The following is a 23,166-nucleotide window of genomic DNA, read 5'->3' on the forward strand; positions in this document are numbered from 1 at the left end:
AGACATGGTTAAGCCTCGGTGGATGCTTGCTTATAGTTGTAGCCGATCGGGTGCGGCATGTTGCGCGCCTTGGCCAGCTCGATTTGCTTCTGCCGATCGATGGCGCTGCGGCGGGTCTTCTCGCTCAGCTTGTCCCAGCAATGCGGGCAGCTGATGCCGGCCACGTAATGCTCGGACCCACGATCTTCAACGCTGACCGGTGTGCGGCAGGCATGACATTGATCGTAGTCGCCTTCGCTGAGGTCGTGACGCACGGTCACGCGGTTGTCGAACACAAAGCAGTCACCCTGCCACTTGGTTTCTTCCTGCGGCACCTCTTCGAGGTACTTCAAGATGCCACCCTTGAGGTGGTAAACCTCTTCATAGCCTTCGCTGAGCATGTAGCTCGAAGCTTTCTCGCAGCGAATGCCACCGGTGCAGAACATCGCGACCTTCTTGTGCACGGCCGGGTCGAAGTGTTCTTTGATGTAGTCAGGGAATTCGCGAAAACTGGTGGTTTTCGGATCGATGGCGCCTTCGAAGGTACCGATCGACACTTCGTAATCGTTGCGCGTATCGATCAACAGTACTTCCGGGTCGCTGATCAACGCGTTCCAGTCTTGCGGATCAACGTAGGTACCGACCTTCTTGTTCGGGTCGACGCCTTCGACACCGAGGGTGACGATCTCTTTTTTCAGTTTGACCTTGGTGCGATAAAACGGCTGCTCGTCGCAGTACGACTCTTTGTGATCGATGTCGATCATGCGTGGGTCGTTCTTGAGCCAGGCGAGCAGGCCGTCGATGCCTTCGCGGCTGCCGGAAACCGTGCCGTTGATGCCTTCTTCGGCAATCAGCAGGGTGCCTTTGATCTGGTTGTCGACCATCGCTTGCAGCAGGGGCTCGCGCAGGTTGACGTAATCTTCGAGGGTGACGAACTTATACAGTGCCGCCACGACAATCGGTTGTGTCATGGGTATTTCTCCAGGTGGCTACCCTCGCAAAGGGTGAACCGGATTCAAAAAAAAACGCGCCGGGTGAGCGGCGCGTTGCGGATTCTAGCAAAAAAGCAGCTTCAAGCGGCGAGCTTCAAGCGGCAAGCCAGGAACACTCGCCTTTAGCTTGCAGCTTGCCGCTTCAAGCTTGCGGCTGCCGTCCTCCGGCACAGGTCGGCGACGCCGGGGCGGCGTCGATCTCTGCCCATTCCTGCGGGGTGTAGGTGTGCAGCGCCAACGCATGGAATTCGCCCATCAGCTCGCCGAGCGTGCCGTAGACTTTCTGGTGGCGCTTGACCCGGTTCAGGCCGTCGAACTGCGCGCTGACCACCACAGCCTTGAAGTGGGTCTGCAACCCGCGACTGTGCATGTGGCTTTCATCCAGCACTTGCAGGTGTTCAGGCTGAAGCAGGGCCAGCGTCGATTCGATGCGTTGTTGCATGGTCATCACGAACTCCGCTTACTTCTTCTTGGCCGGCGCAGCAGCGCCTTTCGGGTCCAGCTCTTTGGTCATGTCGTCGAGCAGCTTGTTGACGACTGGCACGGCGCTTTCCAGTTTGGCTTGGGTCATCTGGGCCGATTGCTGGGTCAGCTGCGGCATTTTTTCCAGGACTTTCTTGCCCAGTGGCGATTGGTAGAACGCGACCAGATCTTTCAGCTCCGATTCGCTGAAGTTGGTGGTGTAGAGCTTGACCATGTCCGGCTTGAGCTTGTTCCAGCCGATGGCCTGGTCCAGCGCGGCGTTAGCCTTGGCCTGGTAGGTTTCCAGTACGGCTTTCTTGGCTTCCGGGGCTTTGGTCTGTTCGAAACGCTGAGCGAACATTTGCTGCACTTGCATGTACACCGGAGTGCCCAGCTTGTCAGCGTGCGCCAGGGTCAGGAAAGCTTCAGCACTGGCGTTGTGGCTGGCGGTATCGGCAAGCACCTGGCCGCTGGCGCAAACCAGTGCAACCGCGGTGCAGATGGCACGAAGACGAGTCATCGAGTTTCCTTTTCAGCTAGGCGAGGTAAAACCCCAAGGGCGACCATTCTGCGCCTAAAAATCGCCGCGGCTCAACCCCCCAAGCCTTGCCGCGCTTGATTGACCGGGTTTTGCCGGTCAACAATCGGTTCGATGGAACCACCCGGGCCGAAGCCGGCCTAAACTGCGCAAACAGACCAACAGGAGTGTGCACGATGAGCCGTATCGAAACCGACAGCCTGGGCCAGATCGAAGTCCCGGACGACGCCTATTGGGGTGCTCAGACGCAACGCTCGCTGATCAACTTTGCCATTGGTCAGGAACGCATGCCGCTGCCGGTACTGCACGCCCTGGCCCTGATCAAGAAAGCCGCCGCCCGCGTCAACGACCGCAACGGCGACCTGCCCGCCGACATCGCCCGTCTGATCGAACAGGCCGCCGACGAAGTCCTCGACGGCCAGCACGACGACCAGTTCCCGCTGGTGGTGTGGCAGACCGGCAGCGGCACCCAGAGCAACATGAACGTCAACGAGGTGATCGCCGGTCGCGCCAATGAACTGGCCGGCAACCCGCGCGGCGGCAAGACGCCGGTGCACCCCAACGATCACGTCAACCGCTCGCAAAGCTCCAACGACTGCTTCCCCACCGCCATGAGCATCGCCACCGCGCAAGCCGTGCAGGAACAACTGCTGCCGGCAATTGCCGAGTTGTCCGGTGGCCTCGCCGAACTGGCCGCGCGGCATATGAAACTGGTGAAAACCGGGCGCACGCACATGATGGATGCGACGCCGATCACCTTCGGTCAGGAGTTGTCCGGGTTTATAGCTCAGCTGGATTACGCCGAACGAGCCATCCGCGCAGCGCTGCCGGCGGTGTGTGAGCTGGCCCAGGGCGGCACCGCGGTCGGTACCGGTTTGAATTCGCCACACGGTTTTGGTGAAGCGATTGCCGCGGAGCTGGCGGCGCTCTCAGGCCTGCCGTTCGTCACCGCACCGAACAAGTTCGCCGCCCTCGCCGGCCACGAACCGCTGACCAGCCTCTCCGGCGCGCTGAAAACCCTCGCCGTGGCACTGATGAAAATCGCCAACGACCTGCGTCTGCTCGGCTCCGGCCCACGCGCAGGGTTTGCTGAAGTGCGGCTGCCGGCGAACGAGCCGGGCAGTTCGATCATGCCGGGCAAGGTCAACCCGACGCAGTGCGAGGCGCTGTCGATGCTCGCCTGTCAGGTATTGGGCAATGACGTAACCATCGGCATTGCCGCGAGTCAGGGTCACCTGCAGTTGAACGTGTACAAACCGGTGATCATCCACAACCTGCTGCAATCGATTCGTCTGCTTGCCGATGGCTGCAGCAACTTCCAGCAGCATTGCATTGCCGGGCTGGAGCCGGATGCCGAGGTCATGGCAAGGCATCTGGAGCGTGGATTGATGCTGGTGACGGCGCTGAACCCGCATATCGGTTATGACAAGTCGGCGGAGATCGCCAAGAAGGCATACAGCGAAGGGCTGACCTTGCGTGAGGCGGCGTTGGCGTTGGGCTATCTGACTGATGAAGAGTTTGATGCGTGGGTGCGGCCGGAGAACATGATCGAGGCGGGTGCCAAGGGTTAAGTTTTCTAGCGCCTGAAAGTCCGTCTTCGCGAGCAAGCTCGCTCCCACAGTGGACCGCATTCTGATGTTGGAAATGCGTTCAAAGGTGGGAGCGAGCTTGCTCGCGAATGGCTGCGACGCGGTTTAACTAGCCGCCATCTTCATCCGCCGCGCCTTCAATCCGGCAATCAACGATGGCCCCAACGCCACCAGCGCCGACCCCAGCACCACCAGCACCGCCCCGCCATACCCGAGCCCGTTTATCTGCTCGGCATGCACATATTCGGGCCAGATCCCCGCTGCAATCGCCACCGCGCCAAAGGTAACCAACGGCGTGATCGCCAACGTCGCACTGACCCGCGACGCCTCCCAATGCGCCAGCGCTTCAGCGAACGCGCCATAGGCAATCAAGGTGTTCATGCAGCACGCCAGCAGCAGCCAGCCCTGCAACGGACTGAGTTGCAGCGCTTCGAGCGGATGCACCCACGGCGTCAGCAACAGTGCACAGAACAGATAGATCACCATCATCACCTGCAGCGAATTCCACACCGTCAGCAATTGCTTCTGGCCCAGTGCATAGAAAGTCCACACCGTCGACGCCAGCAGCACCAGCAAAACCCCGGCGGTGTAATCCGACAAAGAGGTCAGCAACTCCGCCAGCCGCTGGTTGAAGAACAGCACGAAACCGATCAGCAACACCACCAGCCCCATGCCCTGACCAATACTGAAGCGCTCCTTGAACACAAACAGACTGGCGATCAGCAACATGATCGGGCCCATTTGCACCACCAGTTGTGCGGTGCCGGGGCTGAGCAGATTGAGGCCCATCAGGTACAACACATAGTTGCCGACCAACCCGAGCACCGCCATCAGCACCAGCCAGCCGCCCTTGGGCCCGAGCACTTTACGGCTGGGCAGACGTTTTACCGCCGCCAGATAGATGAACAGACAGCCGCCGGACACCAGCAGACGAAACCAGGTCACCGTGACCGGATCCATCACCAGCAACACCTGTTTGAGTTTGATCGGCAGGATGCCCCACAGAAACGCGGTCAGCAGCGCCAGGAACAAGCCGTAGACCCAGCGACCGGATGAAATGTGCATGAAAACCCCAACGCCTGCGGACAAGTGCGCCCATTCTAGGCTTGCCACCGGGCGCGACACAGGGACAGTTGCGGTCAGGACGCGAATGAAACTGTGCAGGTCGCAGCATTTAATTGACGCGCTGCCGTTGATCGCCTGAGCGGGCGCGCCATGTGCTTCAGGCATAAGCTCATTGGATCCCGTTCAGCGTTTCAGCCAAGGAGACCGCTCATGTTAGGAATGCGCGCCCAGGACAGCGCCCCCGCCACGCACTTTCGCAGCGACCGCCTGTGCCGGGTCAATGGTGAACTGTATTTCAGCACTCGGGAAAATACCCTTGAGGGGCCGTTTGAGAGTGCCGAGAGGGCTGAGCAGGAAATAAAGGCTTATATCGCGCGGATGCAGCTTCTGGATTCCAACCGGTAAATCCGGTCGATCCCTTCGCGAGCAGGCTCGCTCCCACATTGGATCTGGTGAACACAAAATAGGTGCTCACTGGAGATCTACTGTGGGAGCGAGCCTGCTCGCGAAAGCGGTAGATCAGACACCAAAGAGGTCAGTGCTTAGCGCACCGCCTCAAACAACCCCGTCGCGCCCATTCCGCCGCCCACGCACATCGTCACGATGCCGTAACGCAAATTACGCCGCTGCAACTCACGCACCAGATGCCCGACCTGCCGCGACCCGGTCATGCCAAACGGGTGGCCAATGGAAATCGAGCCACCATTGACGTTGTACTTGTCGTTATCGATCTCCAGCCGATCACGGCTGTACAGGCACTGCGACGCGAACGCCTCGTTCAGCTCCCACAGATCGATATCCGCCACCTGCAAGCCCTTGGCCTTGAGCAGTTTCGGCACCGAGAACACCGGGCCGATGCCCATCTCGTCCGGCTCGCAACCGGCCACGGTAAAGCCACGGAAAAACGCTTTCGGCTTGAGGCCCAGTTGCAGGGCTTTTTCCAGGCTCATCACCAGTGTCATCGACGCACCGTCGGACAGTTGCGACGAGTTGCCTGCCGTCACCGAACCATCGTCGGCAAACACCGGTTTCAACCCGGCGAGACTTTCATAGGTGGTGTCCGGACGGTTGCAGTCGTCGCGATCCACCACGCCATCGAGAATCTGCACTTCACCGGTGTTTTTGTCCTCGACGCGATACTTCACCGCCATCGGCACGATTTCATCGTTGAACAGCCCGCCGGCCTGCGCCGCCGCAGTGCGGTTCTGACTTTGCAATGAATAGCGATCCTGCGCTTCACGGCTGACGCCATAACGCCGCGCAACCACTTCAGCGGTCTGGCCCATCGTGTAATAGATGCCCGGCGTCTGCTGCTTGAGCACAGGGTTGATCAAGTGATCGGTGTTGACGCTTTTCATTGTCAGGCTAATTGATTCAACGCCACCGGCAACGATGATGTCGCTGCAACCCGAGGCAATCTGGTTGGCGGCAATCGCGATCGCCTGCAGGCCCGACGAGCAGAAACGGTTGAGGGTCATGCCGGCCGTGCCAGTGCCCAGACGCGAGAGCACCGCGACGTTGCGGCCGATGTTGTAACCCTGCGCACCTTCGTTGGAGCCGGCGCCGACGATGCAATCCTCGACGCTGGCCGGGTCGATGTCATTGCGCGTGAGCAGCGCGTTGACGCAGTGAGCCGCCATGTCATCGGGACGGGTCTGGTTGAACTTGCCGCGAAAGGATTTGGCTAGGCCGGTCCGGACGCTGTCGACGATCACCACTTCACGCATGGCATACCTCATTGTTGTTGTCGGTTGAGAGTGAACCGAGCATAAGTCCACCCCATTGCCGACCGCGACAATCATTCACCCCGCGTATGCGCGTCTATCGGCTCAGTCCTTGTGTTTCTTCGCGCGCTTGTCGGATTTCTCGAAGGCGTCTTCCAGCGCACGGTTGATCGTGCGCAACACCTTCACCCGCGCCCAGCGCTTGTCATTGGCCTCGACCAGGGTCCAGGGCGAGATCTCCGAACTGGTGCGGTCGACCATATCGCCGACGGCGGCACGGTACGCGTCCCACTTGTCGCGATTGCGCCAGTCGTCTTCGGTGATCTTGAAGCGCTTGAAGGGGATTTCTTCGCGTTCCTGAAAGCGCTCCATCTGCGTGTCTTTATCAATGGCCAGCCAGAACTTGACGACAATCACGCCGGCGTCGGCCAGTTGCTCTTCGAAATCGTTGATCTCGCCATAGGCACGCAGCCAGTCGGCCGGCGTGCAAAAGCCTTCGACCCGCTCCACCAAGACCCGGCCGTACCAAGAGCGGTCGAACACGGTGAACTTGCCGCGCGCCGGAATGTGCCGCCAGAAACGCCACAAATACGGCTGGGCTCTTTCTTCTTCCGTCGGCGCGGCAATCGGCACGATGTTGTATTGACGTGGATCGAGCGCCGCCGCGACCCGACGGATTGCCCCGCCCTTGCCTGCCGCGTCGTTGCCTTCGAACACCGCGACCAGTGCGTGGCGACGCATGCGTTTGTCGCGCATCAGCCCGGACAATCGCGCCTGTTCGGTGATCAGTTGTTCTTCGTAGTCTTTCTTTTCCAGACGCTGGGTCAGGTCGAGGCTGTCGAGCAGGTTCAACTGATCGACCGGTGTGCCCAGCGGTGCGGCGCTGACATCATGGGGATGCACGTCCGGACGTTTCAGCGCATTTTGCAAACCTTCGAGGAGAATCTTGCCGACCGCGAGACTGCGGTAGTGGGCGTCGACGCCTTCGATCACATGCCAAGGTGCGTAATCACGGCTGGTACGGCGCAGTACACGCTCGCCGTATTTGACGAACTTGTCGTAGGTCTCCGACTGCTGCCAGTCCAGCGGGCTGATGCGCCAGCTGTGCAGTGGATCATCCGCCAGTGCCTTGAGCCGGGCCTTCATCTGTTTCTTCGAGAGATGAAACCAGAATTTGAAGATCAGCGCGCCTTCATCACAAAGCATCTTTTCCAGACGCTCGGCACCGGCAATCGCCTGATCCAGACGCGGATCCTTGAACAAGCCGTGCACCCGCCCCTGCAGCATCTGGCTGTACCAATTGCCGAAGAAGATACCCATGCGCCCCTTGGCCGGGAGCATCCGCCAATAGCGCCACGCCGGTGGCCGCGACAACTCTTCATCGGTTTGCTGATCGAAGGTGCGCACCTCGATCAGGCGCGGGTCCATCCACTCGTTAAGCAACTTGACCGTCTCGCCCTTGCCCGCGCCCTCGATGCCGTTGATCAGGATGATCACCGGAAAGCGCTTCTGCTGCTGCAATTCGAACTGGGCTTCGAGCAAGGCTTCACGCAATGCCGGGACGGCCGCCTCATAGGTGTCTTTGTCGATGGCGTGACCGATTTCAGCGGATTCAAACATGGGACGGCTCCTTCCAGGATTCAGCAAGACTAGCGGATTGGGCACAGCAGCGGCGCAGAAATTCCCGCGGGTGGCGGATTGTCCGTGAGTCAGTAAGCGCAAGCCTTGCCATGGATCAAGCAGCGCCTGCGCGATCGGCTAGAATGGCGGCCTTGTCGTTGCCGAGCCTGCCATGAAGCCCGTATTGCCCCACGCCCAACTCGATTGGGATGACCAGGGACGCCCGCGTTCGCGAGTGTTCGATGACGTGTATTTTTCCGACAAATCAGGTCTGGATGAAACCCGTTATGTGTTCCTCGAACAAAACCGTCTGGCCGAGCGTTTTGCCGCGTTGCCGGCACACGGACGGCTGGTTATCGGCGAAACCGGGTTCGGCACCGGGCTGAATTTTCTCTGCGCCTGGCAGCTGTTCGAACAGCACGCTGTCGCCGGCGCGCGGCTGCATTTCGTCAGTGTTGAAAAATACCCATTGAGCCCAGCGGATTTGCAACGGGCCCTGGCCTTGTGGCCTGAACTCAAGCCACTGTCCGATCAGTTGCTGACGCACTACGTGGCGATCCATCAGGGTTTTCAGCGCATCACGTTGGCCAATGGTCGTGTGACGCTGACGCTGTTGATCGGCGATGCCCTGGAGCAATTGCCGCAGCTCGACGCGCAGATCGACGCGTGGTTTCTCGACGGTTTCGCCCCGGCGAAAAACCCCGACATGTGGACCGCCGAACTGTTTGTTGAACTGGCACGGCTGGCGGCGCCCGGCTCGACCATCAGCACCTTCACCAGCACCGGTTGGGTACGGCGTTTGCTGAATGCCGCCGGGTTCAAAATGAAGCGCACGCCGGGCATCGGCCACAAGTGGGAAATCCTCCGTGGCGAGTTTCTTGACTGGCCGGCGGAAGTTGCACCGCCAGTGCCGGACAAACCCTGGTTCGCTCGTCCTGCACCGATCGTCGCTGAGCGGCGTGCGCTGGTGATCGGCGCCGGTCTCGCCGGCTGTGCCACGGCGTCCAGTCTGGCCGCACGGGGCTGGCAGGTCACGTTGCTTGAACGCCATGAGGCCGTGGCGCAAGAAGCCTCGGGCAATCCGCAGGGCGTGCTGTATCTGAAGTTGTCCGCCCACGGTACGGCGCTGTCGCAACTGATCGTCAGCGGTTTCGGTTACACCCGACGCCTGCTGGAAACCCTGCAACGCGGCACCGACTGGGACGACTGCGGCGTGCTGCAACTGGCATTCAATGCCAAGGAAGCCGAGCGCCACGCGCAACTGGCGGCGGCATTCCCGGAAGATCTGTTGCAGTGGCTTGATCAGCCCGAGGCGCAGGCCCGCGCCGGGGTCGGCGTGGACCACGGCGGTTTGTACTATCCCGAAGGGGGTTGGGTGCATCCGCCGGCGCTGTGTCAGGCACAGGCGGCGCAACCCAACATCGAACTGCTCAGCCATCGCGAAGCATTGGAGTTGCGCAAGGTCGATGGCCAGTGGCAAGCCCTCGACGGCGACCGCCTGCTCGCCAGCGCGCCGATCGTGGTGCTGGCTGGTGCCGCCGAGATCAAACGTTTTGCGCAAAGCGCCGAACTGCCGCTCAAACGCATTCGCGGGCAGATCACGCGTCTCGCCGAAACTACCGAAAGCCAGGCGCTGACCACCGTGGTCTGTGCCGAAGGCTACGTCGCCCCGGCGCGTTTGGGCGAGCACACCCTCGGCGCCAGTTTCGATTTCAACAGCGAAGACCTGACACCGACCACGGCCGAGCATGTGGGCAATCTGGCGATGCTCGAAGAGATTTCCACCGACCTCGTCGCGCGTCTGCACATCGGCGAACAGCCGCTGGAACAGCTGCAGGGCCGCGCCGCCTTTCGCTGCACCAGCCCTGACTATTTGCCGATTGTCGGGCCCCTCGCCGACCGCGAAGCGTTCCTTGAGGCCTATGCCGCCCTGAGCAAGGATGCCCGGCAAGTGCCGGACATCGCCTGTCCGTGGCTCGACGGTCTGTACATCAACAGCGGCCACGGCTCGCGCGGACTGATTACCGCGCCATTGTCCGGCGAATTGCTTGCCGCGTGGCTGGACAACGAACCGCTACCGCTGCCACGCAGTGTCGCCGAAGCCTGTCACCCTAACCGCTTCGTCCTGCGTCAGTTGATTCGCGGCAGGTGAACCTCACATGTCTGGCATCACGCACAGGCCCAGGTCCATCAGGCGGATAGACTCTTGCGTCAGGCGCTTGAACTCTGCCTCTTGCGCCTGCTCCTTTTGAAGTTTGAGGGCAAGCCCCTGCCTCAGATAGTCAGCACTGGGCAGTGTGTCCGCCTGCTCATCCAGGGTACTCATCCGCGGCGCAAACGACTCATCGATCAGCGAGAACTTGCGCGTAAACGTACGTTTCAGATAGTCACGCCAAAACGTCTGCTGCTGCATGAATTCGAGCCATCGGGGAGAGAGTTCGTCTGTAGCGATCCGGTGTTGCGCCTTTTCCAGATCAGCGGCAGTCACGCCGCTCTCCGGTCCGAGCAGCATGTTCTGCGGCTGGCCGGGCAGGTCCAGTGTCTTCGCCAGCCCGATGCGATAAGCCAGGTTCACCTCGACTTCATCCAGCTTCCCGACCCTGACCGCATGTTCGTGGGCAATCGCGTTCAGCCGATGCAGCCGGAACAGACTGCGGCCGAGTTCGAGCAGCGGTTTGGCAGTGACCTTGCCGCCCGCTCCCTTGGTTACATGATCGACGTGAACAGCCACTTCAAGATGACTGAAATTGATCGCCGCCGTGTCATCACAATTGATCGGGTTGGCGGCCAGGTTGAGCAACTCATCGCACAGAGGGCCATCAGCCTCTGCTGCCTTCAATACCACCCAGATCCGTCGCTGCAGGTCAGCGCGGCCCTTCGCCCCGTCGGCGGTATCGCCCAGTCGCGCCAGCAACTGAAACAAGCCTTCGGCACGGCTATCGTCGCGAAACGCCTCCCAGATTCGCACCTGCGTCCGCCATTCCTCACCGGTTGTCTTGGTGAGCCATAATGAGCGCGCGGTTTGTTCGTGCAGTCGGACAATGTCGTCTGCGGTGAAACCCATTCCTATACCGTAGTTATTGCGATAGTTATCCAGATACGTCTTGCTGGTTTCAGAAAAGGGATTGCCCCCCAGGTTGAGCGTCCGGGTAAATCGTCGTGGTTTTTGAAACAGCCAATCCGGCAATTCCTCGATTTTGTTTTCGCTCAGATTCATCCATTCGATATGGGCGAGATTCTGCAGACCTTGAGGCAGTTCGGTAATCCCCGTTTGGCGCAGCTGCAACAGACGCAGGTTGCTCATTTGACTGACATCCGGAGTGGCGCCCAACGGGTTGTCGTTCAGATCAAGATTCGTCAGCGTGCGCAGCCGGTTCAGCTTCGTCAATGTCTGCTCGGTCAGCTTTACCTGATTGCCCTCCAGGCTCAATCGCTTGAGGTTGGGCATATGCGACAGCACTTCGGGGAGGCGGGTGATTTTATTGTTGTCGAGTTCCAGCGACTCAAGCTGTTTGAAGGATTTGAGGAAGTACGTGAGATCATCATCCTGCGCCATGTCTTTCATCGACAAACGCTGGATGTGGTCAAAGCTCAACCCCGCAGGCATGCTCGGCAGCTTGCCGATGCGCATTCGATCGAGATTGAGGGTACAGACCGGTTTGCCCTGTTCACCCTCGGCCCAGTCAAATCGCCGAAAGGCCTTCTCGATCAGCTCGGCCGCCATCTTGCGGCTGTGCCGCGCTTCGGCCAGGTCCCCTTCCATCGCCTCCAGGGCGGTGCCATCCTCACTCCAGATAAAGAGAACGTCACGCAGGGTTTTCAGATCCTGACGCAAGGCTTTGACCCGCAGCGCCCGGCTCAGCGGATCTTCGCCCAGTTCATCAAGCAATTGACTGGCCTGCGCGTCATCCAGGCGGGGATAGAGTTTGCGCACTTTGCGCAGCAACTTGCGTGAGTGGTTCGTCGTCGGGGCCTGATCGCCCTGCACGCAGGCCGGCTCGACGCCCGGCGGTTCGTACTTGCCGTTGACCAGTGTTCGCCCGGTGGCTTCGCGCTCTTCGAGGCCTGCGTCGAGCAACTTGCTGCGCAAGCGCTGTCTGCCGGTCTGCGCGGCATCGATCAATCCGCTCGCCTCACGCTGACTTGACGGCAGCGCCTTGAGGATGGCGGCATACAAGGCGTCGGGCCCCGACGCCACCTTGCCAAGGGATTTCTTGTCGCCGGCAAATGCTTCATAACCGTCAGCGGATTTCACCAGGTAACAGGTATCGTCGGAGGTCGCGGACGCCTCGCCGATGGCTTCCAGCACGGGTCCGGTCAAGGTCTTGTCGCGCACCTCAAGGCGCAGCTTTTTATCCCAGCCGCCAAGGCGTGGCAGCAACTGAATGGCCAGTTTGTCGGTATCGGCATTCGCCAGAAGTGGCCAGTGAAATCCCGTCAGCCCGCGGTCGAGACGCACCTTGGCGACAGCGGCCCGGGCCCGCTGCCCCAGCCGCAATGGCACCCGTGCGGTGGTGCGCAGGTGCTGGCGCTCGACACTGGGGGCGCGGTCGATCAGCCGTTGTCCATAGCGCGCCGGGATGTCGGCGGAAACCTTGCGCAAATTGAGCAGCTCATCCGCCTGACTCGCGTCGTAACGTTGATACAGACGCTCGAACACCGCGCGATAATCGGACTTGAGCGCCGCACCAAGCTTTTTCGCCAGTGCACTTTCCTCAGTGCTTCTTGCAACTTTGCCGCCCAGCAACGCATCGACCTCGTTTTGATACAGGCCATCGATCACCGTTTGCAACAATTGCCCCCGGGACAATTGGTCCCGCGTTACAACCACACCCAGCGTTTCGTCGATCGTGCTGTTCGCAGGATAGGTCGCTTCGACCTCCCCTTCTTCTGCGGCCACCTCGATATAGCGGTCGGTGGGCCAGCCCGGCAGCTTCGGCAAGGCATGCATCAGCGTCTCGACAGATTGCCCGGAATGGGTCTCGCCGTTTTCCAGCTCCAGGGTCAACTCCCGCAACTGGCGCCCGATGCGTACACGCTCGACGGTATCGCGCAGGCGTACAGGCAGGTTCAAATTGTCGTTGAAGGTGTCGAGCACGGTCTGATGCGAGGTGTCGCTGAGGCGACGCATCATGTCCAGATCGCTGTCGACGAATTCGCGCAAGTGCGGATCGATGCGTTTGAGCGCGTACGCAGAACTGCCCCATTCCTCCGGCTCTTCGCCGGGTAGCCGCCAACCGCCTTCGACGTGCCGGACCAGTTCCGGGGTATAGGCTTGCGCTCGTTTGGCGTGTTCCAGGCGCCACAGGTTGGCGTCGATATCGTAGCTGCCGGCGAACACACGATGGTCCACATTGCCAAGGGTTTTCGTGCCAATCTGATAAAACTCCTTGGAGCCGGCATCGATGGTGAACCCTGCCGGGAGAGAATGCTCGTAGGGCGCCAAATCGCGCTTCCACAGGCGCGCTTTACCGGCGTGATTGAGAATGGCGGTGAATTCCCCAAAGAACTGCGGGTGCGTGCGCAGCAGTTTGCTACCCAGTGCCCCCAAGACTTTTTGCCCGCCGGCGAAGACGCCCATCAACGCGATGTTCTCGACCACGCTGAGCAGATGCGACAGGGCTTGTTGATGATCACCGCGCTGCCAGTCTTCGACACCTTCGTACACTTCACCAAGCAATTGCCCCACCGCGACGCCCATCATTAATTGCCCGAGCACCGGCACGAAGAGCCCGGCCACCGAGGCAATGCTCACCCCGCGCTGAATGAAATCGAGCAGACGCTGGCGGCGTGTCTCTTCATCGATATCAGCAGTAGGCACTGCCAGTTTGCGTGCGTCGATCTGCAACTTGCCGACATGGCTTTGCACCATGAAATCAAAGAGCGGCACGCTGATCGGCCATTGTTCGACCAGGCCCAGATCGTTTTTTTCAGCGAACGTCTTGAAGAAATCCGCCTTGTCATCTTCGTCGAGGCTGCGGGCAAAGTAGTCCTGATAATCCGCGGTTTTCAGTTGTTGCACCAGGTAGCGCTTGAATGCATTGAAACTCGGGTATTCGTACACGGCCCGCTCAGGTTCGCCGGGCATGTACACGATGCATCCGTCCTCAGGGTGTTTTTCCACCGAGCGCTTGGAAAAAACGACGACGCCCCACACGCAGCTGTCGAGTATCTTGATGCCCTGCATGATCCGCGGTTCTTTGCCGTATCGCAGGGTTCGCGCCGACGCCACGCCCTCGGCCAACATCAGGTCCTGCAACATGCGCAAGCCTGCCGCTGTGATATCGCCCTTGAGCTGGGCCAGGTGTACATCGAGTTCCAATAGCGACTGTTTCAATGCGGCGATATCGCGGGTCGTGTCACTGGTCGCCACAACTGTGCCGCTTTCATCACGCAGGCCGAACACTTGCTGCAGATGCTCCTGGTATTTCCTGCCCAGATCCAGCTGGCGGCAAAATGCGGCGAACGCCGCCGGAGTCAAGCCGCCCACACCCAGCGGCGCGCTTTTCAGGCGCACCTGACTGCCCTCGGGAAACGCGTCAGCCTGCTCCTCGTCTTCGGTGAAGTTCTGCATGGCCGCCTGCAAGAGCGTTTGCGAGGCGTGTTTGACGAGGTCGATCCCGGCCTGATCGGTCGCGGTCGTCTCGCAGCCACAATCAACACCCGGCAGACTGATCACATCCACATCTGGGTCATAAAGCGCCGGCCATTTTTGGCTCAGTGCTGCGTTGAGTTCGCTGATACAGAAGTCGGCCAACGGTTTTAGCCGGATCAGTTCCTTATTCACCTTGAGCTGCCGGGCGTACAGTTCACGGTTGATTTTATCCAGCCTGGCCAGGCTGGTGGCCGACGCCTTGAGCAAATACGCCGGGAGCGTTTTTTCCAGAGTTTCGGCGGTGTCGAGGTCGTCGGTGGCTTCGAGTAACGTGCTCAAGATCGAGCCTTGCGTCAGCGCTTGTTTGTTTTCCTTGGTTGTCATCAGCAATAGTCCTTTATTGCGGTTATCGGCTTTTAACTTTATCGCTATCGAACGCACATTAAAAACCTGAAAAACCATTGAAAACCTAAACAACCCATCAACTTTTATCACTGATAAAAATATTCCTGCAACACCCGAACCCTATAAACTTCCGGCACCGGCAATCGAGTCACGCCAGGATCTATCCGAGGCATATTTCTGAATCGCCATGGCGGTATATACGTATAGCTTTCAATAAAATCATTGCTTGCATAAGGTTCCTAACTATCAACTAATCGCGATATTCTCCTCCACTGAAAAACTCTAGGATAAAAACTCTTCTTCATAACGAGACTTTCCCATGAGCACACCACCGGAACAACAACCGATTGCTGCAACAAACGAAAAACAGCCGAGCGTATCAACGGAGGAACTCAACGATTCAGGCGCGCCAACCCCCCTGGATCGTTTCATCAACCTGTTCAAGAAGAACGATCCCGGAAAACTTGTTGATTTTCATAACGCAATCAATCAGGCGACTCCCTTTCATCATTACTTCGAATCGCTGGTGAGCAAGCTGGCAAATCTGCAAACGTTCTGCAGACTCAGACTTCTGCACGCACTGAAGCAGAAGTACGGAATGCGCTTCAGCGTCGATGACCTGATCAGGCTCACCCCCGCCAACACCAAAGACCAGACCTCGCCTAGCCTCACCTTGTTACAGGCGGCCATGCTGAACTTTACCGACGAGGAAGCCGCTGCCGGGTACTTTTCAAGTGACAGCGGGACGTTGCCTCAACCGCGCAAAGCATCTGAGCAGGGGGCATCGGATCTCAGGATCAGCGCAGAGGAATTTGCAGCGCTGAGTCGCGAACTTGATCTCGGCGGTGCCTACCTCAAATACATCTCCAGCGTATTGAAGGATGCGCGCGTCACACGGCTCGGCGCACAACTGCACAGGCACAACCTTGAACTCTGCGCTTATGAAAAGTACTTCACCAAACCGCCTGGCAAGGACGCTCTGGGTGCTGAATTTCCTCCCCATCAGCTTCATGCCCTTATGCAGCTCATATACAGCAAAGAGGATATCCGCACGGGCGATTTATTCTACAAAGGTAAAATCCAGCTGCACGCTTTGCAGTTGTTTGGAAAACATACGACAGACGCCACGTTGATCACGTGGCGCCACTCTACAGAGGCAAATAAAGACAGTTTTATCCTGTATGTACCCAACGATTCCGGTGATGGCTTCTACAAATCCAATAACCGCACCGAATACATAGATCGTTTTGTTTACGAATTTCTTCCAAAAGCGGACTTTCGTGAATTAATCAAGTCTCAGCTACCCATCGTCGAGCAACACGAATTTTCGCTTAACAATATGGAAAACATATACTCGGATATAAACTTCATTCCTCTCGAGAAAGGTTTATATCAACACCTGTTTGATCGTTACGTCGACAAGTTCTGCGCTGATGTCAGGGAGTTTGCGGTGCCGGTCGTCAATGTCAATGAACCGGCCTATGCCAACCGACGAAAAAAATCGGCCTTGGGCAAATATTTCACGCCTCTCAAAAGTCCGACCGATGATTTCATCAGCCGCTTGCGCACCCATCCCACTGATCGGCTGCTGAGCAGCGTATTCAATAGCGTAGATACCTGGCCGGTGCCCGAACGGCACCTGGCCCTGATTCGGTTGCTGGATCTGAAAAAAACACCGTGGTGCGCTGATGGCGACAGCGATGGCAACAAACCGCAGGCGGACGAAGGCGCGGCAACTGATTATTTCGACCAATTCGAATTAACCGGAAAATCAACCGGGCAACCGTTCTATCTACAGAAAAAATCCGCAGTGTCTGAGTACGAAGTAAAGGCCTACATCGCCAGTCTGGTTATAGCTCAGGGGAGTCTGGATCACTATGAACACAAAATATACGAATGGAACGACAGGCACTTCATCAGAGTCGCCGACAGCGTTTTTGAAGTGGAGCCCGACCCTCTCGCCTGGCGCGTCTGCCATCCGCTCGATCAGGACGCCTACCGTCCACCGGCCGTGTATTCACCCAGTAAGGGCTGGAGCGTGAAACATGGCGTAAGCGCCAAGCAAAATACCCATGCTCAAGAAGACATTCATTGCAAACCAGTTGAGTGCCGTGCGCCGGAACCAGACCCTACGCCGCACTTATAACTTATCGTTCTAAAACTCCACTTACCGGCACGGGTCAGTTTCTGAGTACCCGCCCTTCTGGCGAGGTATGGCTTGACCCCTCCCCAACGGAAAAACCGGTAAGGATTTTATGTGCGGATTAGCTGGCGAGTTACGTTTTGATCAACAACCTGCAGACCTTGCAGCGATCGAGAGAATCACCCATCACCTGGCCCCTCGCGGCCCCGACGCGTGGGGCTTCCATGCCCAAGGGCCGATTGCCCTGGGTCATCGTCGCCTGAAAATCATGGACCTGTCGGACGGCTCGGCGCAGCCGATGATCGACAGCCAACTGGGCCTGTCGCTGGCCTTCAACGGTGCGATCTACAACTTCCCGGAACTGCGTGCCGAACTCGAAGCGCTGGGTTACGCCTTCTATTCCGGTGGCGACACCGAAGTGCTGCTCAAGGGCTACCACGCCTGGGGCGAAGCGCTGCTGCCAAAGCTCAACGGCATGTTCGCCTTTGCCATTTGGGAGCGCGACGCCCAACGCCTGTTTATCGCCCGCGACCGTCTCGGCGTGAAGCCGTTGTACCTGTCGCGCACCGGCCAGCGCCTGCGCTTTGCTTCGGCGTTGCCGGCGCTGCTCAAGGGCGGCGACATCAATCCGATCCTCGATCCGGTGGCGCTCAATCACTACCTGAATTTCCATGCCGTGGTACCGGCGCCGCGCACCTTGCTGGCCGGCATCGAAAAACTGCCACCGGCGACCTGGATGCGCGTTGAAGCCGATGGCAGCACCGAGCAGAAAACCTGGTGGACCCTGCCCTACGGCCCACACGAGGATGAGAAAAACCTCAATCTGGAAGACTGGGTCGACCGCGTGCTCGACAGCACTCGCGAGGCGGTGGCGATTCGTCAACGCGCTGCCGTGGATGTCGGTGTGCTGCTCTCCGGCGGTGTCGACTCGAGCATGCTCGTCGGCCTGTTGCGTGAAGTCGGTGTCGACAACCTTTCGACCTTTTCCATCGGTTTCCAGGATGCCGGTGGCGAACGCGGCGATGAGTTCCAGTATTCCGACCTGATCGCCAAGCACTACGGCACTCAGCACCATCAATTGCGCATCGACGAGAAAGAGATCATCGAACAACTGCCCGCCGCGTTCCGCGCGATGAGCGAGCCGATGGTCAGCCATGACTGCATCGCTTTCTATCTGCTGTCGCGCGAAGTGGCCAAGCACTGCAAGGTGGTTCAGAGCGGTCAGGGTGCCGATGAGTTGTTCGCCGGTTATCACTGGTACCCGCAAGTCGACGGCGCGGCCGATCCTTATGCGGCCTATCGCAACGCGTTTTTTGACCGCAGTTACGACGACTACGCCGCCACCGTGCAGCCGAAATGGCTGACTGCGAATGACGCGGCCGGTGACTTCGTGAAAGAACATTTCGCCCAACCCGGCGCCGATGCGGCGGTGGACAAAGCCCTGCGTCTGGACAGCACGGTGATGCTGGTCGATGACCCGGTCAAACGCGTCGACAACATGACCATGGCCTGGGGCCTGGAGGCGCGCACACCGTTTCTCGACTACCGACTGGTGGAACTGTCGGCCCGCGTACCGGGCAAATTCAAGCTGCCCGATGGCGGTAAGCAAGTGCTGAAAGAAGCTGCGCGCCGAGTGATTCCAAGTGAAGTGATCGACCGCAAAAAAGGCTACTTCCCGGTACCAGGCCTCAAGCATTTGCAGGGCGATACGCTGAACTGGGTGCGTGAACTGCTGCTCGATCCGAGTCAGGATCGCGGCCTGTTCAACCCGGCCATGCTCGACAAATTGCTGACCGATCCGCAAGGCCAACTGACGCCGTTGCGCGGTTCGAAGTTGTGGCAACTGGCAGCCCTGAACCTGTGGCTCAGTGAACAAGGAATCTGATTAATGAAACCCCACGCCACGGCCATCAACCAACGCCTGTTGCGCGGCCAGACGCCATCGTATGAACGCTTGCAGGCACGCCTGGCCGAAGACGGCAGCACGTTGGCCGCCGAGCCGATTGCAGTGCATTGCGGTTGGGGCCGGTTGCTGATCGGTCACACCTTTCCCGACCCGGCCTCGCTGGCGCAGGAACTGCTCAAAGAGCAGCCCGGCGAGCGCGATATCGCTCTTTACGTTGCAGCACCGCAGCAGATTCTCGGCCTGGAGCCGACGCAACTGTTTCTCGATCCATCCGACACTTTGCGCCTGTGGTTCAGCGATTACCGCCAGGCCACCCGTGTGTTTCGCGGCTTTCGCATCCGCCGTGCGCAAAGTGAAGCGGACTGGCAGGCAATCAATCTGTTGTATCAGGCGCGCGGCATGCTGCCGATCGACGCCACGCGGCTGACCCCGCACCATCAGGGCGGGCCGGTGTACTGGCTGGCCGAGGACGAAGACAGCGGCGCGGTGATCGGCAGCGTCATGGGCCTGAATCATCAAAAGGCTTTCAACGACCCCGAAAATGGCAGCAGCCTGTGGTGTCTGGCGGTGGATCCGCAATGCTCGCGTCCGGGTGTCGGTGAAGTGCTGGTGCGGCACCTGATCGAGCACTTCATGAGTCGCGGTTTGAGTTATCTGGATTTGTCGGTTCTGCACGACAACCGTCAGGCGAAAAGCCTCTACGCCAAGCTCGGTTTTCGCAACCTGTCGACCTTCGCCATCAAGCGCAAGAACGGCATCAACCAGCCGCTGTTCCTCGGCCCCGGCCCAGAGGCGCAGTTCAATCCGTATGCGCGGATCATCGTTGAAGAAGCCCATCGCCGTGGCATCGATGTGCAGGTGGATGACGCCGATGCCGGACTGTTCACCCTCAGCCATGGCGGGCGCCGTGTGCGTTGCCGCGAATCGCTGAGCGACCTGACCAGCGCGATCAGCATGAGTTTGTGTCAGGACAAAAGCCTGACCCATAAAGTGCTGAAAGGTGCAGGATTGAACCTGCCCTCGCAGCAACTGGCCGGGAATGCCGACGACAATCTGGCCTTTCTCGACGAGCATCAACGGGTAGTAGTCAAGCCGCTCGACGGTGAACAGGGCCAAGGCGTGGCGGTGGATTTGCAAAGCATCGAAGAGGTGCAGCAAGCCATCGAAACGGCGAAGCAATTTGATAGCCGCGTGCTGCTGGAAAGCTTCCACGAAGGTCTCGATCTGCGGATTCTGGTGATTGGCTTCGAAGTGGTCGCGGCGGCGATTCGCAAACCGGCAGAAGTGGTCGGCGATGGCCAGCATTCTATCGGCGCATTGATCGAGGCGCAGAGTCGCCGTCGGCAAGCGGCGACCAGCGGCGAAAGCAAGATTCCACTGGACCACGAGACCCAGCGCACCTTGCATGCGGCGGGTTACGACTACAGCAGCATTCTGCCGGCCGGCGAGCACCTGTTTGTGCGGCGTACGGCGAATCTGCACACCGGCGGCACGCTGGAGGATGTCACGGCGATTCTGCACCCGACGCTGGTCGACGCAGCGGTGAGGGCAGCGCGGGCGCTGGATATTCCGATGGTCGGCCTCGATCTGATGGTGCCGGCGGCGGATCAGCCGGAGTACGTGTTTATCGAAGCCAACGAACGTGCCGGGCTGGCCAACCATGAGCCGCAACCGACCGCGGAGCGGTTTGTCGATTTGCTGTTTCCGCACAGTCAGCCGGCTGTCTGACATTTCCTGATCGTTCCCACGTCGAGGCGTCGAACCGTCTGCGTGGGAACGCCTCACCGGACGCTCCGCGTCCATTTGGGACGCAGAGCGTCCCGGGCTGCATTCCCACGCAGAGCGTGGGAACGATCAGTGCTCAACCCATCAGGAGTTTCCATGACCACGCAAATCCCCGAACCGGATCTCAACTACCTGCAAAAAGTCCTCCTGGAAATGCTCGCCATTCCCAGCCCCACCGGGTTCACCGACACGATCGTGCGCTATGTCGCCGAGCGTCTGGAAGAACTCGGCATTCCCTTTGAAATGACCCGGCGCGGCACCATTCGCGCCACGCTCAAGGGCAAGAAGAACAGCCCCGACCGCGCGGTCTCGGCGCACTTGGATACCATCGGCGCGGCAGTTCGTGCGATCAAAGACAACGGTCGCCTGACCCTCGCCCCGGTCGGCTGCTGGTCGAGCCGTTTTGCCGAGGGCAGCCGCGTCAGCCTGTTTACCGACAACGGCGTGATTCGCGGCAGTGTCTTGCCGTTGATGGCCTCCGGGCATGCGTTCAACACAGCCGTCGATGAAATGCCGATCAGCTGGGATCACGTTGAACTGCGTCTGGACGCCTACTGCGCGACCAAAGCTGACTGCGATTCGCTAGGCATCAGTATTGGTGACGTGGTCGCATTCGATCCGCTGCCGGAGTTCACCGAAAGCGGCCACATCAGCGCCCGTCATCTGGATGACAAGGCCGGTGTTGCGGCGCTGCTGGCGGCACTCAAAGCCATCGTCGACAGTGGCCAGGAACTGATGATCGACTGCCATCCGCTGTTCACCATCACCGAGGAAACCGGCAGCGGCGCGGCGGCAGCATTGCCGTGGGACGTCAGCGAATTCGTCGGCATTGACATCGCCCCCGTTGCGCCGGGGCAGCACTCCAGCGAACACGCGGTGAGTGTGGCGATGCAGGATTCCGGCGGCCCTTACGACTATCACCTGTCGCGACATTTACTGCGTCTGGCCGGTGAAAACGAGTTACCGGTACGCCGCGACCTGTTCCGCTATTACTTCAGCGATGCGCACTCGGCGGTGACCGCCGGCCACGACATCCGCACTGCCCTGCTCGCGTTTGGCTGCGATGCGACCCATGGGTACGAGCGTACGCACATCGACAGCCTGGCGGCGCTGAGTCGTTTGCTTGGCGCCTATATTCTGAGTCCTCCAGTGTTCGCCAGCGACGCGGCGCCGGCGAATGCTTCGCTGGATCGCTTCAGTCATCAGATTGAACATGACACGCAGATGGAGAGCGATACGCGGGTGCCGTCGGTGGACAGTCTGGTGGGGCAGCGCTCCGACAGTTAGATCTTTGTCGGCAGAACCATCGCCTTTGCGAGCAGGCTCACTCCCACAGGGAACCCATTTCCAAGTGTGGGAGCGACGGTGCGACGATTCGACCTGCTCGCGAAGGGGCCAGATCAAGCAACACAAAACTGGCAGGCAATTAGCAATCGCCGTAGCATCCCGACATTGATTTGACCGAGGTGCCCATGCTCATTCCACACGAAGCTCTTGAAGTCGACACCCTCACCCGCCTCATCGAAGATTTCGTCACCCGCGACGGCACCGACAATGGCGATGACACGCCGCTGGAAACCCGCGTGCTGCGCGTGCGTCAGGCATTGACCAAAGGTCAGGCGCTGATCGTCTTCGACCCGGAAAGCGAGCAGTGCCAGTTGATGCTCAAGCACGACGTGCCCAAGCACCTGTTCGATTGAATGCTTCAGCGCAGCTTTTCGGTGGCCTGCTTGCGTTTGATCCGGTCATAGACCTCCGCGCGGTGCACATTGACCTTTTGCGGGGCCTCGACGCCAAAGCGCACGCTGGAGCCGTTTACCGACAGTACGCGCAGGGAAATGTCGTCACCGATTGAAATCAACTCACCAACGACACGGCTGAGTACAAGCATGAGATACGTCCTTCAGGGTTAGCGAACCCTGAAGATGCGCGGCTTGAGGCGGCTCTACAATGCGCGCCGAGCAAATCAGTTTTGCCTTACGACCTGACTCGCCTTGAGCTGTAAGACGTTTCCCACAAACAGCCTTCAGGGAGCGGTAAAGCGTGGGCCGAACAGAATCACGCTCGCGCCGATCACACACAACGCCACGCCGATCCAGTCCGAAGCCAGTGGCCGCACCCGTTCGACCACCATCAGCCAGCCAATCGAAGCGACGATATAGATCCCGCCATACGCGGCATAGGCACGCCCGGCATAGTTGGCTTCGACGCGGGTCAGCAGCAGCGCGAACAGGGTCAGGCTGAGCAGCGCAGGAATTACCCACAACGCACTTTTGCCTTGGCGCAGCCACATGAAGAACGCGAAACAACCGGCGATTTCAAACAGCGCCGCAAGAAAGAACCACAGATAATTGAGCATTGAC

General features: G+C 59.4%; 17 protein-coding genes. 8 read left to right on the top strand and 9 right to left on the bottom strand.

Annotated features, from left to right (window positions below; genetic code table 11):
• Nucleotides 1-8 precede the first annotated feature (8 nt).
• The 3 genes from trhO to ACZZ0G_RS03310 all read right to left on the bottom strand — a co-directional run bounded on the left by trhO (nt 9) and on the right by ACZZ0G_RS03310 (nt 1,953).
• Nucleotides 9-950 (bottom strand): oxygen-dependent tRNA uridine(34) hydroxylase TrhO, encoded by a 942-nt coding sequence (gene trhO / locus ACZZ0G_RS03300; RefSeq protein ID WP_463555295.1) that lies wholly within the window; start codon nt 948-950, stop codon nt 9-11.
• A gap of 163 nt (nt 951-1,113) precedes the next feature.
• Nucleotides 1,114-1,419, bottom strand: coding sequence for a BolA family protein (locus ACZZ0G_RS03305; protein WP_463555296.1), 306 nt, complete (start codon nt 1,417-1,419; stop codon nt 1,114-1,116).
• A gap of 12 nt (nt 1,420-1,431) precedes the next feature.
• The gene (locus ACZZ0G_RS03310) at nt 1,432-1,953 is read right to left on the bottom strand and encodes a DUF2059 domain-containing protein (protein ID WP_016986973.1); all 522 of its coding nucleotides are present in this window, start codon (nt 1,951-1,953) and stop codon (nt 1,432-1,434) included.
• Between the two features lie 194 nt (nt 1,954-2,147).
• Between ACZZ0G_RS03310 and ACZZ0G_RS03315 the strand changes: the two genes are divergently transcribed.
• Nucleotides 2,148-3,542, top strand: a complete 1,395-nt coding sequence (locus ACZZ0G_RS03315) for a class II fumarate hydratase (protein ID WP_064391457.1) — start codon at nt 2,148-2,150, stop codon at nt 3,540-3,542.
• 123 nt (nt 3,543-3,665) lie between these two features.
• On the opposite strand, the gene ACZZ0G_RS03320 is transcribed toward ACZZ0G_RS03315, so the two are convergent.
• Nucleotides 3,666-4,625, bottom strand: a complete 960-nt coding sequence (locus tag ACZZ0G_RS03320) for a DMT family transporter (RefSeq protein ID WP_463555297.1) — start codon at nt 4,623-4,625, stop codon at nt 3,666-3,668.
• A 210-nt stretch (nt 4,626-4,835) separates the two neighbouring features.
• Here ACZZ0G_RS03320 and ACZZ0G_RS03325 point away from each other — a divergent pair, with 210 nt between their 5' ends.
• Entirely contained in the window at nt 4,836-5,030 is a 195-nt protein-coding gene (locus ACZZ0G_RS03325; RefSeq protein ID WP_463555298.1) for a DUF6316 family protein, read from the top strand.
• Nucleotides 5,031-5,167: 137 nt separating this feature from the next.
• Here the strand turns inward: ACZZ0G_RS03325 and ACZZ0G_RS03330 are convergent, their stop codons facing one another.
• Nucleotides 5,168-6,352 (bottom strand): thiolase family protein, encoded by a 1,185-nt coding sequence (locus ACZZ0G_RS03330; RefSeq protein WP_463555299.1) that lies wholly within the window; start codon nt 6,350-6,352, stop codon nt 5,168-5,170.
• A gap of 102 nt (nt 6,353-6,454) precedes the next feature.
• Nucleotides 6,455-7,969, bottom strand: a complete 1,515-nt coding sequence (gene pap, locus ACZZ0G_RS03335) for a polyphosphate:AMP phosphotransferase (RefSeq protein WP_463555300.1) — start codon at nt 7,967-7,969, stop codon at nt 6,455-6,457.
• 172 nt (nt 7,970-8,141) lie between these two features.
• Between pap and mnmC the strand changes: the two genes are divergently transcribed.
• Nucleotides 8,142-10,121, top strand: coding sequence for a bifunctional tRNA (5-methylaminomethyl-2-thiouridine)(34)-methyltransferase MnmC2/FAD-dependent 5-carboxymethylaminomethyl-2-thiouridine(34) oxidoreductase MnmC1 (mnmC, locus tag ACZZ0G_RS03340; RefSeq protein ID WP_463555301.1), 1,980 nt, complete (start codon nt 8,142-8,144; stop codon nt 10,119-10,121).
• A gap of 3 nt (nt 10,122-10,124) precedes the next feature.
• On the opposite strand, the gene ACZZ0G_RS03345 is transcribed toward mnmC, so the two are convergent.
• The gene (locus tag ACZZ0G_RS03345; protein ID WP_463555302.1) at nt 10,125-14,948 is read right to left on the bottom strand and encodes an NEL-type E3 ubiquitin ligase domain-containing protein; all 4,824 of its coding nucleotides are present in this window, start codon (nt 14,946-14,948) and stop codon (nt 10,125-10,127) included.
• Between the two features lie 340 nt (nt 14,949-15,288).
• Between ACZZ0G_RS03345 and ACZZ0G_RS03350 the strand changes: the two genes are divergently transcribed.
• The 5 genes from ACZZ0G_RS03350 (at nt 15,289) to ACZZ0G_RS03370 (ending at nt 22,503) form a co-directional block, all read left to right on the top strand.
• On the top strand, nt 15,289-17,115 hold the full coding sequence (locus ACZZ0G_RS03350; protein ID WP_463555303.1) for a dermonecrotic toxin domain-containing protein: 1,827 nt from the start codon (nt 15,289-15,291) through the stop codon (nt 17,113-17,115).
• A gap of 109 nt (nt 17,116-17,224) precedes the next feature.
• Nucleotides 17,225-18,997 (top strand): N-acetylglutaminylglutamine amidotransferase, encoded by a 1,773-nt coding sequence (locus ACZZ0G_RS03355; protein WP_463555304.1) that lies wholly within the window; start codon nt 17,225-17,227, stop codon nt 18,995-18,997.
• Nucleotides 18,998-19,000: 3 nt separating this feature from the next.
• Nucleotides 19,001-20,746 (top strand): N-acetylglutaminylglutamine synthetase, encoded by a 1,746-nt coding sequence (ngg, locus tag ACZZ0G_RS03360; RefSeq protein ID WP_463555305.1) that lies wholly within the window; start codon nt 19,001-19,003, stop codon nt 20,744-20,746.
• Between the two features lie 153 nt (nt 20,747-20,899).
• Nucleotides 20,900-22,090 carry an osmoprotectant NAGGN system M42 family peptidase gene (locus ACZZ0G_RS03365; RefSeq protein ID WP_077574040.1) on the top strand — a complete coding sequence of 397 codons (1,191 nt, stop codon included), beginning with the start codon at nt 20,900-20,902 and terminating at the stop codon, nt 22,088-22,090.
• Between the two features lie 185 nt (nt 22,091-22,275).
• Entirely contained in the window at nt 22,276-22,503 is a 228-nt protein-coding gene (locus ACZZ0G_RS03370; RefSeq protein ID WP_463555306.1) for a YheU family protein, read from the top strand.
• 5 nt (nt 22,504-22,508) lie between these two features.
• Here ACZZ0G_RS03370 and csrA read toward each other — a convergent pair whose 3' ends face one another.
• Together csrA and ACZZ0G_RS03380 are read right to left on the bottom strand one after the other, a co-directional pair.
• Nucleotides 22,509-22,694: a carbon storage regulator CsrA gene (gene csrA / locus ACZZ0G_RS03375; RefSeq protein WP_007908359.1), complete on the bottom strand. Its 186-nt coding sequence runs from the start codon at nt 22,692-22,694 to the stop codon at nt 22,509-22,511.
• A gap of 135 nt (nt 22,695-22,829) precedes the next feature.
• Nucleotides 22,830-23,162, bottom strand: coding sequence for a YnfA family protein (locus ACZZ0G_RS03380; RefSeq protein ID WP_463555307.1), 333 nt, complete (start codon nt 23,160-23,162; stop codon nt 22,830-22,832).
• Nucleotides 23,163-23,166 lie beyond the last annotated feature (4 nt).

Source organism: Pseudomonas sp. AC169, from assembly GCF_979258515.1.